Annotated in this window: 12 protein-coding genes; 1 reads left to right on the top strand and 11 read right to left on the bottom strand. The window is 51.9% G+C overall.

Going from position 1 to position 14,305, the window contains the following annotated elements; genetic code table 11:
• Positions 1-12: 12 nt before the first annotated feature.
• The 4 genes from bioB to D3H35_RS20525 form a co-directional block, all read right to left on the bottom strand.
• Positions 13-1,011, bottom strand: coding sequence for a biotin synthase BioB (gene bioB, locus D3H35_RS20540; RefSeq protein ID WP_119151013.1), 999 nt, complete (start codon positions 1,009-1,011; stop codon positions 13-15).
• Positions 1,008-1,763, bottom strand: coding sequence for a dethiobiotin synthase (gene bioD, locus D3H35_RS20535; RefSeq protein ID WP_119151012.1), 756 nt, complete (start codon positions 1,761-1,763; stop codon positions 1,008-1,010). Before bioD ends, bioB begins: the two co-directional genes overlap by 4 nt.
• Positions 1,760-3,091, bottom strand: a complete 1,332-nt coding sequence (bioA, locus tag D3H35_RS20530; protein WP_233568062.1) for an adenosylmethionine--8-amino-7-oxononanoate transaminase — start codon at positions 3,089-3,091, stop codon at positions 1,760-1,762. The genes bioD and bioA overlap by 4 nt, the downstream gene beginning before the upstream one ends.
• 238 nt (positions 3,092-3,329) lie before the next feature.
• Positions 3,330-3,707, bottom strand: coding sequence for a hypothetical protein (locus tag D3H35_RS20525; RefSeq protein ID WP_147355904.1), 378 nt, complete (start codon positions 3,705-3,707; stop codon positions 3,330-3,332).
• Between the two features lie 111 nt (positions 3,708-3,818).
• Between D3H35_RS20525 and D3H35_RS20520 the strand changes: the two genes are divergently transcribed.
• Complete coding sequence (locus D3H35_RS20520) at positions 3,819-5,834, top strand: LuxR family transcriptional regulator (protein ID WP_158594205.1); 2,016 nt, start codon at positions 3,819-3,821, stop codon at positions 5,832-5,834.
• Here the strand turns inward: D3H35_RS20520 and D3H35_RS20515 are convergent.
• The 7 genes from D3H35_RS20515 to D3H35_RS20485 all read right to left on the bottom strand — a co-directional run bounded on the left by D3H35_RS20515 (position 5,821) and on the right by D3H35_RS20485 (position 13,950).
• On the bottom strand, positions 5,821-6,606 hold the full coding sequence (locus D3H35_RS20515; RefSeq protein WP_119151008.1) for a DUF3891 family protein: 786 nt from the start codon (positions 6,604-6,606) through the stop codon (positions 5,821-5,823). The genes D3H35_RS20520 and D3H35_RS20515 overlap by 14 nt on opposite strands.
• Positions 6,607-6,795: 189 nt before the next feature.
• The gene (locus tag D3H35_RS20510; RefSeq protein ID WP_119151252.1) at positions 6,796-8,772 is read right to left on the bottom strand and encodes an AraC family transcriptional regulator; all 1,977 of its coding nucleotides are present in this window, start codon (positions 8,770-8,772) and stop codon (positions 6,796-6,798) included.
• Positions 8,773-8,906: 134 nt separating this feature from the next.
• Complete coding sequence (locus tag D3H35_RS20505) at positions 8,907-10,046, bottom strand: toxic anion resistance protein (RefSeq protein WP_119151007.1); 1,140 nt, start codon at positions 10,044-10,046, stop codon at positions 8,907-8,909.
• A gap of 24 nt (positions 10,047-10,070) precedes the next feature.
• Complete coding sequence (locus D3H35_RS20500) at positions 10,071-11,759, bottom strand: VWA domain-containing protein (RefSeq protein ID WP_119151006.1); 1,689 nt, start codon at positions 11,757-11,759, stop codon at positions 10,071-10,073.
• Positions 11,760-11,772: 13 nt separating this feature from the next.
• Entirely contained in the window at positions 11,773-12,510 is a 738-nt protein-coding gene (locus D3H35_RS20495; protein ID WP_119151005.1) for a hypothetical protein, read from the bottom strand.
• Positions 12,511-12,724: 214 nt separating this feature from the next.
• A complete protein-coding gene (locus D3H35_RS20490; RefSeq protein WP_119151004.1) occupies positions 12,725-13,690 on the bottom strand; it encodes an NAD(P)-dependent alcohol dehydrogenase in 966 nt (321 codons plus the stop codon).
• On the bottom strand, positions 13,687-13,950 hold the full coding sequence (locus tag D3H35_RS20485; RefSeq protein ID WP_119151003.1) for a hypothetical protein: 264 nt from the start codon (positions 13,948-13,950) through the stop codon (positions 13,687-13,689). Before D3H35_RS20485 ends, D3H35_RS20490 begins: the two co-directional genes overlap by 4 nt.
• Between the last annotated feature and the right edge of the window lie 355 nt (positions 13,951-14,305).

Below are 14,305 nucleotides of genomic sequence, written 5' to 3'. Positions count from 1 at the left end.
TGCCTGACCGCCTTATAGAGCATTAAGCTCAATTTCAAAGCCCAAATCTTCGATAATCTGATGATCGGCCGAAACGTCTTGGCCTGCCGTCGTCAAATAATCTCCGACAAAGAGGGAGTTGGCCGCGTACAGAGACAATGGCTGCAACGTTCGAAGGTTAACCTCGCGGCCCCCCGCCACGCGAATTTCCTTCGACGGGCAAATGAATCGAAACAGCGCCAGCACCTTGAGCGCTTTCATAGCAGGCGTGCGTCCCGCTTTTTCCAACGGCGTTCCCGGAATGGCATTCAGGAAGTTGATCGGAATCGAATCCGCATCGAGCTCGCGCAGCGCATAAGCCATCTCCACGATTTCCTCATTCGTCTCTCCCATGCCGATGATGACGCCGGAGCAAGGGGACATCCCGTACGTCTTGACCTTCTCTACGGTTTCGACTCGTTGATCGTACGTATGCGTTGACGTAATCGAAGGGTAATTCGCTTTGCTTGTGTTCAAGTTGTGGTTGTAGCGATGCACCCCCGCTTCCGCCAAACGTTCGGCTTGGCCGTCCTTCAAGATGCCCAGGCATGCGCAAATTTTAAGCGCCATCGTATCTCGAATTTCCTTGACCGCTTCGACGACTTGATCGAGCTCTCTTTCCGTCGGCCCTTTCCCGGCCGCTACGATGCAATAGGTACCCGCGCTGCGCGCCAGCGCTTCCCGCGCCCCTGCCAGCAAGGTTTCTTTGTCGAGCATCGTATATTTGGAGACGGGCGCCGTCGAGACGATAGATTGCGAGCAGTAACCGCAATCTTCGGGGCAGAGGCCGCTCTTGGCGTTAATGATCATGTTCAGCTTTACTTTTTTGCCGTAATAATGCTTTCTGACGTTAAATGCGGCTTGCATAAGAGGCAGAAGCTCGTCGTCGTTCGCTTCGAGCACGGCCAGCCCCTCTTCTACGGTTAAACGATCGCCGTTCAGCGCTTTTTGCCCAAGCGACGACCACTCCAAATTAACGCCAATTGTACTCATCCTCGTTCATCCTCCTTGGATTGCATCTCTATTGCCTCTCTGATCGGCGCTATCCGAATCTTTTGGCATACGGCATTCACTAACGCTTCCCTATCGGTTCCGCCGGGCAAGCGGGGAAACCGTCCCAACACTGGAATGCCGCTGTATCGTTCAATCTGCTCCGCATTCGAAGCGACGCTCGGGTCGTCCTTCCCCGCGCCGCATTCGCCGTCGTTAAGAATAATTCCGGTGATCGGAACCTTAAGCTGCCGAAGATAGGACACCGTAAGAAGCGTATGATTAATCGTGCCGAGCCCCGAACGGGCTACGATCAGAGCGGGAATCCGAAGCTCTGCGATCAAGTCCGCCACAAGAGCGTCTGCGGTCAAAGGAACCGCGACGCCGCCCGCCCCTTCGATAAGCAGCGATTCGTAACGGCGGACTAACGGTTCGCCCGCCGCAATAACCTCCTGCAGCGTTAGGCTCAATCCGGCTTTCTGCGCGGCAAGCAGCGGTGCCAGCGGAGCTTCGAACGTATAAGGCGACACCGCCCCGGGCCGCTCCCGTATTCCCGTCCATTGCAGCAATCGTTCTGCGTCGGTAGCTCCGCTGCCGAGAAGCGCGCCGGATTGCACCGGCTTCCATATCCCGACATTGCGCCCTTCGGCACGAAGCACGGCGGTTATCGCCGCCGTCACAATCGTCTTCCCTACGTTCGTGTCCGTGCCGGTTACGAATAATCCGCGCAGCTTGCGAGCGACCCCGCGACTCATGAAGCGGTGCCGCCTTCCGTTGCATGAACGATCGAAGCTGCCAAAATATCCGTCATCTCATCCAGTTCAGCCTCGCTGCTCGCAAGCGGCGGAATGAAGACGATCACATTGCCGAGCGGCCTCGTCAGCATTCCGAGCTCTCTGGCCCGCAGACTTGCGCGAACTCCGATACGCTCCGTCCAGCCGTACGCTTCGCGCGAAACCTTGTCGCGCACAAGCTCGATTCCGATCATGAGCCCCTTTTGCCGGATTTCGCCGACATGAGGACGATCGTTAAGAGCCGCAAGCTTGCGGGCCACGAATGACGCTTTAGCTTCTACGCCCTCAACCATCCTGCGCTCTTCCAGCAGCTTTAAGCTTGCCAAAGCGACGGCGCAGCCAAGCGGGTTGCCTGTGAAGGAATGCCCGTGAAAAAATGTTTTTTGCTCCTCGTAATCGGCATAAAACGCTTCGTACACCTTATCCGTCGCAAGAGTCGCCGCCACAGGCAAGTAACCGCCCGTCAGTCCCTTCCCAACGACCATCAAATCGGGTGCGACCCCTTCGAGCTCGCACGCGAACATCGCCCCCGTCCGGCCGAAGCCGGTCGCCACCTCGTCGGCGATCAACAGCACGTCATGCTTGCGGCACAACGCCGCCATCTCCCGCAAGCAGCCCGGCGGCATAACAATGATGCCGCTTGCTCCTTGCACGATCGGCTCCACGATAAGAGCCGCGATCCGATCCGCTTCCGTCTCCAGCAATTGGCGCAAGGCGGACAGCGTCGACTCCATCGCTCCCTGCTCCCCGCCCTCGTGACGGTAAGCGTACGGATACGGAATAACGCGGGAAGGAAACAGCATCGGGCGGAACGTCTCATGGTACAGCGGAATCGCACCGACGCTAACCGCGCCGATCGTATCCCCGTGATACGCTTGATTCATCGTTGCAAAAGTCGTTTTCCCCTTCGTCCCCCGGTTGTGCCAGTATTGAAACGCCATTTTGAGCGCAATCTCGACTCCGGTTGCGCCCGAGTCGGAGTAGAACACCTTCGTCAAGCCTTGCGGCGCGATTTCCGCGAGCTTTCCCGCCAGCTCGATGGCTGGAATATTGGCCATTCCGAGAAGAGTGGAATGCGCGACGCGCCCTAGCTGGTCTGCGATCGCCTCGTTCAGCTCGGGGACGTTATGTCCGTGTACGTTAAGCCAAACCGAAGAAAACCCATCGTAATAAGCGCGTCCCTGCATATCGAATAATCGAATACCTTCGCCTCGTTCGATAATTAGAGGCTCGGAGTTGTTGTAATCTTTCATTTGCGTAAAAGGATGCCAGACATGAGCTTTGTTCATAGCCGCAAGCCGTTCTCCGTACGTTGTCACATCTTCTCACCGCCCGTAAATTGCATAATTGTTAACCACAAATAAATTTGTAGGTTAACAATTAAGTCAAGTCATTCTACCATATGAAAAAATTTTGGTAAAGATTCTTTCCTGCCTGTGCCCCGTAACGAAAGAAAGAGCCGCATAGCGGCCCTCATCACGAACGGTTGTAACATGATAAGACGGGATGAGATGGATTTGTCTGCATTTATCTCTCGAATAAAACTCTATACCTGCTTCGAAACTTCCAGATCAAGATCGCTTCCGCGACGACCATCAGCAAAGCAACGGGCACGAAGCCCGGATCCCAAACGATATGCATGAAGAGAATGTTGCCGACAACCGGCGAGAGAATAAGCGCGCCTAGGCCGACGTACTTATTGAGCAGCAACAGCATGGCTCCGGCCGTTTCGAAAATTTTGACCAGCGTATACAGGTAATGAGTTTCCAAAATCAGGTTCGTCGCTTTTTCGTTAAGAGGCATGAACGAAGCATGCCCCAATACGTGAATCCACACTGCATTGACGGCGCCCGTTATAAAAATAATGCCCAGCAATAAACGCGACGCGTGATAAACAATTCGCACCGATCCGACAACTCCCATTATGTTTTCAATTTTTGTTAATCTCACTATAATAATGACTATAGAATCCTATAATGTGCCTGTTGCGGCATAATGAATTTCGTGAGGGAACCGATGAGCGAACGTTTCATATACGATGCTATAAATCGTCTTGAAGAACATTATTTTGTCGGACGGACGGAACAAACGGAGCGCTTCGTCTCATTCCTGAGAGAGTCCGGCTCTTCCGAGATCATCTTGAACGTTTACGGAACCGGAGGAGTGGGAAAAAGCTATCTTCTTAGGGAATTTGCCCGCATAGCCGCAGCCCAAGGCAGAATAGTATGCCAGTTGGATGCACGGACGTTTCGGCATACTCCGGAAGCCTTTATCGCAGCCGTCATGACATCCCTGCAGCAGCCGGCCTCGAACGAGGTCTCCGCCGACTTTCCGGAAGCCGTAGCTCTGCATAACTGTCTGAATATTATGAACATTTTGGCCGATCGTCATCGTTTCGTCCTCTTCCTCGACGAGTACGCAACGATGCGCGGACTGGACGGCTGGCTTCAGGACGCTTTCTTTCGCGGGCTGCAGCCTAACGTCCGAATTGTCGTGGCGGGACGCACCCCGTTGGACGGTTCCTGGGTTTCGTCCCCTGCCTGGCGCCGGTTTATAGCGTCGATGCCGCTTGAACAATTCTCAAAGCATGACGTGTCGGAATATTTGGCGAGAAACGATATCGTGGATGAAGCCGCGATAGAAAAGGCTTGGGTTGTTTCAGGCGGGCACCCGCTATATTTGTCGCTGACCGTCCCGTTGCTGTCGCGTTGCCCCGATCTGGCGAGCCTGCCTTTCGTAGAGCTGAATTCCGAGCTGGTGAAGCATTGGCTTAAAGAAACGACAACGGAAGAGATGCGTTCTCTTATCGAATACATGTCGATCCCCAGAACTTTTAACCAAGAGCTTCTGGGGTACATGCGCGGATTCCCTGTAACGGATGTCGAATTCGCTTCCATCACGAGGCTGTCCTTCGTCAAGGCGAGCGCGCGAGGATGGGTTATGCAAGATCGGATAAGGGAGACGATTCACAGCGAATTCAAAAAGAGAATGCCGAAGCAGTATCAAGGCGGCTTGATTCGATGCGCGAACTATTGGTACGCGCTTATCCATCGAAGGGCAAGCTCGGTTCATTCGGCGGCGGATATTCGCGATTACATCTGCTGCGTGTCGGATTCGATGGTTCGGTCGGTATTTCAGCATAGCGGCATCAATTCCAAAAACCGGCTCGAGACGATGGACCGCCGCAACTTTCACGAGGTCAAGCGATATTTGAACAAGCGGAAATTTCAAGCCAAAACCAAACAAGCGTATTACGTCGATAATCAAAAACAGCAAACCTATACCTTCCATATGGATCCCCGGCAAGATGAAAAGCGGGCGGTTCTCGCACGTCCCGAGGATTGGCTTGCCCTGGAGCTCGATTCCGTCAAGCTGCTTCGCAACGATACCGGCTCGATGATCGGTCTTGTCGCCGCCATTCCGATTAACCGGTCAACATTGAATTATTTATCGGAGCAACCTGTCACAAGCTCCTTTTTCCGGGCTTTGTCCGAAGAGGATCGAAGCGCTTTGGCGGCTCCTCGCCATACTCAGGCCGGATGGGTTCTCCGTATGCTCGACGTAGAGGACGGGAACGACAGCGAAGCGCGTTCCGAGCTGCTAAATTATTGGCTCGAATACTTGCAATACGGTAATTTGCTGCTAGTCTCGACGCCGGATTCCTTTTACCGGAAGCTGCTCTTGGCGCTCGGATTCCGTGAAGCCGACGTCCCCGCACATTATGATTACGGCGAGAATACTCCGGCTCCGACCTATATGCTTGATTTGCGTAAAGACCGGTTTCTATCGTACTTGCACGGGATGTCCCATATGGCCGGCATTCCGTTATCCGTCCCCAACATTGCGCTGTCCGGCAGGGAGTCGGAGATCGCAAGTCTTGTTTTACAGGGGCTGACCAATAACGAGATTGGAAAATCGCTGTATCTCAGCGAAATTACGATTAAAAAGCACGTTTCCAATATTTTCAGGAAGACCGGCACCAAAAACAGATCGCAGCTCATCCGGAGTTTGATGGAAATTAGCCCACCGTGAACGCTCTTATTTGTAATGGCGCTTCCGAATAGGCCGCAGCCAATCCGATATCTCCGATTCGATCCTTCGAAACGTATTTCGCGGCATAAGTAAGCTGAACCGGCTTACAAAGAGGAAACGGAGTAAGCTTCAAGTGTCCGGGCTCCGTCCATTCGGCCGAAAGCTTTACACCGTCCAAAAAGGAAACCGATCGTTGAAATCCGTCCTTATAGGGCAGCAGTTCCTTATCCTTCGGCGTTCCGGGGTCTTGAAAACAGAGATAAAGAGACAGCTCGTCGCAAAGCTGCAGCAGATTCAGATGGTGTTCGAGCAGCCGGGCCCGGTCCCCTTCCATCAATTCCAGCCTTGCGCGGATTTCAAGCTGTTCCCGCTTTAAACGTTCCAGATAGGGCAGGGCGCGCTCATGAAATCCTCCGACCATATGGGATAATACGCCCGGCTGAAATGTCGTATAGTGCATGCTGACGAGCAACGCGGCATATTCGCTTGTTTCCGCGATCTTTTCCAGAGCCCGCCGATAGAAGGGAAGCCGCAACAACAACGGCAAATCCTCCACTCCGAACGGTTTATTGCCGACGTCATTCCAGAGCGGCACTTCGTCTAGATCCATCCATCCGCTGTCGTGCTCGCTTACCGCCAGCCTGAAATCCTCCAACCTGTCGTTGCTGCCCACTATTTCCGGCTGAAGCCGCTTCGCCAATTCGCCGGCCAGTTGGCCGTGATCGTGTTGCTTTACCATAACGAAATCATGTTCCCTGTTATATGCGATCATTACGTTCTTCCTTTCCCCACTTCATTTGCACAATCCGAATATAGCACAGGGATGCATGAGGCGATATTATACGATCGTATACGATCTTGCACAAACGCGAAGTTCCATTAATCAATCCCATGAACAAAATAAAGACTGCCGAGAATTTCTCGGCAGCCCGTACGGCATTTTTGCCGTTTCCTGTTCGTGCTATTTGCCCAACAAAAGATTGACGATCGTATCAAGCTGAAGCTCCAGCGAGTAGGGGTCTTCCATGACGAATTCATCGTGGAACGAATTGCCGTACAAATAAACGTGATTCTTTTTCACAGAGGGTATGCCCTTCCATAAATCGCTCTCCATTGCCTTCCGGGTTGCCTCGACATCTCCATTGTATACAAAGATATAGTCTCCCAAGTAGTCGGGCAGAATCTCCATGGAAATAGATTTAAATCCTTCCTCCATATTCGCCGCGGCATCCGTAGGCGGCAGCTTCAGCATCTGATAGATGGTGGCAGACCCGTAATTCCCGCCTTTTGCAGCCAGAACGTAGATCGCTTTTTCCGAGAATTGCACAACCGAGACCGTTTCGCCGTCCTTAATAACGCCCTTGAGCTTTTCCTGTGCTTCGGTCACTTTTTGCTCGTATTCGGCAATCCACTTCTCCGCTTCCTGCCGCTTGCCGAAAATATCGCTGACCTTCCTGAATTTATCCAGCGGTCCTGCCGTAGACTTCCCTTCCCAATAGGGCAGAAAAACCGTTGTGCCGACCTTATCGTATTGCTCGTAGTTCTCTTCCACCGAGCCGATAATCAAATCCGGCTCCATACTTACCATTTTCTCCAAATTCATCGGAAAGCCGCCCATATCCTCGATCTTCGCCAACGTTTCTTTCTCAATGCCGGCCTTATCCATCCAGCCTTCGGTCAGCATAAAGGTTCTTACGCCGATCGGTACAATTCCAAGCTTCAAAAGATGCCCCATATATTGATCCGCCACTACGCGCTTAGGCTCGGTCGGAACCTCTACGTCGCCTTTTGGAGTTGACACTATTCTCGTCTGCTTCGGCGTTTCCGCCTGCGGAGCTTTGGAAGCTTGCTCGGATTGGGTTCCCGTCGGCTGGCTTGCCTCAGCTTGCGCGTTCCTATTTGTGTTCGCCGCACCCGAGCATGCGCTAAGCAATAAGGTCACGCACATCGCCACGGTCATTGCCGCGATTTTGGTTCTTTTTTGCATGAATAACTCTCTCCCCGTTATTTGTTGATAATGATTTTCAATATCATTATAAGGGCGAGCTTTATTTTGCAACACGGCAATTCCTTGCATAAATTCGGGCAAATCGCGATCTTGCCTGTCCATACTATTCTTTTTCCTATAGCGTCCAGGAGACGTGCCTTTATATTTCTTGAAGCTGCGGCTTAATGAATGGGCATCCGGAAATCCGACGCGTTCGGCGATCTCCTGCAAAGTGGCGTCTGTCCGCATAAGCAGTTGAACCGTTCTGTCTGCCCGCACCTGACCCAGATAATGAATGGGGCTGCTTTGTATTTTACTCTTGAACAGTCTGGACAAATGTCCTGCGCTGCATTCGAGCGCCTTCGCAAGAGCGTCCAGCGTTAGGGGCTCATCGTAATGCTCGTGAATATAGCGGGTGGCCAATTCAACCAGATCGGGCTTGAACGGTTCGATATCCTGCCGCCGCAGCTGCCAGAGCAACTCGTGAACAAACTGAAAAAATATCGCTTTTACTTGCAAATGGTCAAGCATAGCGGACTTGCGCCATTCTTTGTCCAGCCGTTCGACGCTGTCAAATAACGACAGCGGATAGATCGGGACAAATGCATATTGATAACGGAAAAGATTGTCCTCCTCCATCAGCTTTACAAGCTCCTGACGGCCAGGGAGCGCAAGGATCGCCTTATATAAAATCAAGTAGTATTCCAGCACATCGTCGGCTAAGATGGTCAGACTTGTCCCTTTTCCGCCATGAAAAAGATGAAACCGATCAACCCTATGCGGCTTACAATCCATCCAAATTCGGGCATTGCCGCGCACGGCGTAGAGGAATCCGCTTCCTGGCAGCCGGTAGTCGCGCAGCTCCTCCCCCTTATCCATTGCCGTATGGCGAACATCAACAACTTTTATAAACACATGATTCCATATCATGATATGCTCGTGTAATTTCATTGCTTCGTACCGCTCCCTTGCCTCAGCCATGACAAGCCCATTATAAATGATAACGATTCTCATTACAATGAAAAAGCAAGCCTCCATCCCCACTTTAATGGTGGTTATGGAGGCTCATTCGATTGTATTGGATCTTATAGCCCGAGCTTATGCCCCTTCTCCAGACGCTGAATTTGCTTCTCGCCCGTTTCGGCAAGCTCCCGGAACTGGCCGATCGTCTCGCGCATCTTCGGCAGCGCTTCCTGCTTGTAGGTGCTGATCGAATCGAGAGCCGCCAGCACATCCGTGAAGGCTTGCTTCAGCGTATCAACCGATATGCTCGTCTCCAGCGATTGCTTGTGAATCGCCGCTCCTTGCTCCTTCAACATTTTGGACGTGCCGGCAATCAGCTCGTTCGTCGTTTGATTCAACAGTTCAATCTTCTTCAACACGATCTTCTGATTATAAAGAGCGCTGGCGACGGTCACGGAAATTTTCAACGCCGAGATAGTCACGTTCTTCGCCCGGTCTACCCCGCGGATCAATTCTTTGTTGTTTCGGATGACCACTTCGATGGCCATAATCCCTTGTTGATTGACGACCAGCATTTGCTGCAGGTCCATAACCCGTTGGCGCAGAGGGAACAGCACTTCTTCGGTTATGAAACGAATTTTGTCCGCATCTTCATTGCGAAGCTTCGCCGCTTCGATTTGCGACTCGATGGACTCATCCATCAATACGCCAAGCTGGATTTCCTTTTGCAGCCTCTTGGTCAGATCCCGCAGCGCCTGTTGCTCGATTTCCAGCGTCGTGTTGTCGTTCTTGAGCGTCGATTTCCCTTTGTCGAGGGAGACGACAATGTCGGCAATGACGGCGTCGGCTTTTTGATACTTGAGGAAGTATGCTCGGAGCGGATTGAACAGCTTGCCCAGAAACCCTGTCTTGGCGAAGTCTATGACGCTCGGATCCAAATCCTTCAACTGAGTATGGAGCTCGGCCAACCCCTTGGCTACTTGACCGCCCTCGTCTCCCGTCTTGGATAGATTGCCGACGGACACTTGAAGCAGGGAATTTTTGTCCGAGGACGATTTCATTGTATTCAGACCGAACGTGTCGATCGATTGCAAAATTTCTTTCCGCTTCTCAAGCGACTCCAGGTCCAGCGCCATGATCGTCGCCACATTGGAATCGGCCGCCTCTTTGAGCTTAGCAAGCTCCTCGGGCACCGGCTTAACCTCTTGCTCGATCGCCGTCTTGATTTCTTCCGGGCTCGCTACTTCCATCGAAAATGACATCGTAATCCTCCTCGTGATTTGTATTTATACTTGAACGTTGAACAAATTGCCGATCTTGTAGACGACATCGTCCGTATCCGCATTGATGCTGGCCGCCTCGTTGATGCTCGAAATGCTTTGAAGCGCCTTAATGTTGGCGTTGTAACCAATCGTATAAATAGGCACCTTGTAGTTCTCAATCAGCCCTTTGATTTCTTTAAGCGAGTTGCCCTTGTTCGTCTCGCCGTCGCTCAGGACGAAGATGACAGGCTTGACGGCGGGATTGACGGCGAGCTCGTCTTGGAGCATTTTCAACGCTACGATAATGCCGTCGAAGGTAGCCGTGCCGCCGCCCGCTTGAAGGCTGTTGACCGCGCCTACGAACATCGACTGCTGATTGGTGTCGTACTTCCCGATCGGGAGATTGATCGTTACGTCGTCCGAGTAAGAGACGAGGCCGATGCTGTTGTCTTTACCTAGAAACTTCTGTCCCTTCAGCAAGGACTCTTTCAGACGGTTCAGAGGCTCGCCGTCCATGCTGCCGGAGACGTCGGTTACGAAGACGGCGGCAATAGGCTTGCTGCCGTTCTTCTTCTCTTTCCAGAGCTTTTGTGCGGACGACAGAAGATTGCCGTCGACGGCGGCCAGCTCCGACTTGTACTCCTCCAGCTGGTTAAAACCTTTCTCCTGTGCAGCCTTCTGATAACTATCCTGGCCGACAAATTCCGTAAACTTGTTAATGATAGCCAGCTTGTCTGGAGAAAGATCGCCTAGCGCATACAACGGGCTGTCGTGCCTTACGCCGAACGGCGTGAACACATAGCCGCTTTTCAAATCCGCCGCATTGACATAGGTTTGGTACTCCAGCACGAATCCATCGAGCCTTCCCGACTTGGCCGCATCGCGCATCTGGATCGTTGTGGAAGCAATAAAGGGGACGTTGGCTTGGAATTTCTCGAACTCCTGAACCGCTTTATCTCCCAGAATGTTCGAGCTGTCGAACGTGTTGAGCGCCGTTACGAGAAAGTTCAGACCTGTCGAGCTGGCAAAAGGATCCGTATATCCCATGGAGAACTCGTTGTTCGCTATCGCTTCGGTGACGGTTTTGACATTCACCGCGCCATACTTATCCACCAAAGCATCGTATTTGGCTTTGGCGATCACAATGCCGGGAACGTTCCCGACGAGACGCTTCGTTATTAGCTGCGTTTTGACGCCGTTCGCCTTGACCATTTCTCCCCACAGCTCATTGGAAGGGGTGTACGCGTCAGGCACATATTTTCCGGATTTAATATAATCGGCGGCTGTACCGGAAGCGATATTGCGAATTTTGACGGAAGCCGGCTTTCCGTTCACATCTATCTTCGCCTCATTAAATGCAGTCGCGGTCTCGGTGAGCCAGCCGTCAACGCCGGTTCCCGACTTCTCCGTGGAAGAGAAAATTTCGACGAATTGATCCGTCGTATTGTTCACGGTTATCGGAAACTTGGAAATATCGGGGAGAGACTCGGCGATGTCGGCAGGATCCAGGTCGATTTGCCCCTTTACCGGCGCGGCCGTATTGATCGATAGATCGGAGTACAGATTGTTCAACTGCTTGCCTGCGTCTTCCGACGCTACCTCGGTTTTGGACTTCCCAACGTTGGAAGTCAAGTTCACACCTACATAGACAAGAGCGAATACGATGACCAGAAGGAAAAACGATATGAGGAAAAACTTGCTTTTCTTCGCCAACTTAGCGCACCTCTCACTGTTTATAATATTTGGTTTGTTTAATCAACGAGTCGATTTCCTGCATGCATGGCATATTTTCTATATCCCCCGGCTCAAAGCTGTCCAAGCGGGAAATTTCCAACAGCAGCTTATCCAGCTTCAGCAAGATTTCCTCGTTGGAGCCCAGGGAGCTTTTTACGAAAGACAAGTACTCATTGTATACATTCGTCTTCTCTTGCAGGAGCTCCCGCGAAAAAGAAGCGGAGTTCTTTCTCATAACACTCTTATACTCCGACTCGTCAAAAACGTGGAGCCTGTTCAGAATACTCCTGACGTTAAGATAGAACAGCTTCTCAACCTCCTGCGCGACGGAAGCGAATTTCTTGAAGCTTAGCTCCGTCGGATCGAATCTCTGGCTTAGAACGCCGAACAAAGTGTCCTTCTTCTTCGTCATTCGGTCCATCTGCTCCAGGGCGAGTGCGATATCGTCCTCCAGCACTTTTACTTGTCTGTATCGAGACAATGCTTCCACATAGTCTTCATGCGTCTTGATTTGCTTGACCGGTATAACGACCGGCTGTTTAAACAGCAGCGCATAGCTCCCGTATAGCAGCACAAGCGCGCTGGCGGACAGCAAGGTTACCCCGGACGCCGTTGCGAGGGCGCTTCCGCCTATCTCCAGCCCGATAAATCCGGGCGAGAACACCAGAATATCCGATATTACGACAACTAGAATAAGTCCTAGAAGCTTTAAATACTTTGTGCCGGTCAACGCTTTACCTCCTCTTCCTAATAATAGGAATACGCAGCTGCACTGCTTTTCGATTCATTCCATGTACTAAGGTCATTCGACATATTCCCTAATTTTCCTTTGTAATCAGGGAGAGAATGAAGCAAAAAACACACCTTTCGGTGTGTTTGAGCGGGTTCTTGCGGAATCGAGCCTCTTATGCCGGAATGAATCGGAGGCTCAGCTCCTTGAATTATTACTGTGGCAAAGTAATGACAACGTTTCCTTTTTTGCGCCCTGTTTCTACGTATCTGTGCGCTTCTGCGATCTGTTCCAAGGAGTAGCGCCTATCGATGACCGATTTGATCTCCCCCGCCTCGGCGAGCTCTTTGAGAAAGATCAGATTTTCTTTGCTCTGCTTTAGCCCCGTTGCCGAAAATATAGCTTTCTTGCTGCCGAATTTTGAAGTCCATAGCGTTTGAAAAAGGATGGCCAGCGTAGGGACGGTTCCAAGATACATTCCTCTTGGTTTGATCGAGCCCTTGCAATGCGAAAATGAACTTTTGCCCACCGCATCGAAAATAATATCGTAAGTTTGTCCGGTTTTCGTAAAATCCTCTTTCGTATAATCGATGACTTTATCGACGCCGTAGAGCTTGACCAATGCTGCATTCGTAGTGCTGCAAACTCCCGTAACCTCTGCCCCATAGTACCTGGCCAGCTGTACCGCATACAAACCGACCGCGCCGGAAGCGCCGTTGATAAGAATTTTTTGTCCACTCTGTATTTTCGCGATGTCTCTAAGGAAAGTCAGTGCGGTCAATCCCCCGTCGCAGACAGCGACGGCTTCCTCGCAGGACATATTGGACGGTTTGAGCGCCACAACTCCCGTCTCGGGCAAACATTTGTACTCGGCATGCGCGCCGAAGCCGGTAGCGGCCGCTCCAAAAACGGAATCGCCTCTCTTAAACAGCGTCACATCTTTGCCTACCGCTTCGACCTCCCCGGCCAGCTCGACTCCAGGTACGAATTTGGGCTTCGTGAGACCGCAAAAAAATCTCGTAATAAAAGGGTCGGCCTTTCGAAAAGCGCAATCTGCCGGCGTGACTACAGTCGCGTTTATTTTTATCAGGACTTCGTTGTCCTTGGGCGTCGGTTTTTGTACCTCTCCGAGCCGAAGAACATCCGGCGTTCCGTATTTCGCGCATTTGATTGCTCTCATGGGATTCCTCCTAAGTTTTCTTCGGTGACATGGACGACCGATAGCAAAGACATGCCAAGATCGCGTACTTTTCTCAGCAATCCGTGCAAGGCGGCTTGGTCGGCTACCGGGCCGGTCAAAAGCGTATCGCCGTTGTCTGCCAGAGTGACGGTCAGACCGTCAAACCAGTCCGACCATTGGCGGTCGAGGTGGCCTCCGAGCCTGATTTGGTATACGATCGCCCCGTTCGGACTCGCCTTCGAGCTATGTTTGTTTGTCATCGCCTTGCACCTTTCGGAGCCGCTTCCGGCAATCGCTGGCGCTGGCTCAATTTACAACCAGTTTACTGGCAAAGCGCTTAGAGGGGTACATACTAAAGTATGGTTTGAGAGCATTGCCGGGAGGAATGCAAGAGCAGGAGGATGCCCCGAATGGTTCATATAGGCCAATGGGATAGCTCTAATAAGCGTGATGGGCGGGCAGCAGTGGTACGGGGTACCATTCTTCGAGCGGGAAGTGTGTCCGAGCGCGCAACAATGGGACGAGGTACCATTCTTCGAGCGGGAAGTGTGTCCGAGCGCGCAACAATGAGATGAGGTACCATTCTTCGAGCGGAAAGTGTGTCCGAGCGCGCAA

Source organism: Cohnella faecalis (assembly GCF_003570905.1).
Taxonomy (GTDB): domain Bacteria; phylum Bacillota; class Bacilli; order Paenibacillales; family Paenibacillaceae; genus Cohnella; species Cohnella faecalis.
The sequence above is the reverse complement of the archived record's forward strand: the minus strand, read 5'-3'. Positions and strand labels throughout refer to the sequence as shown.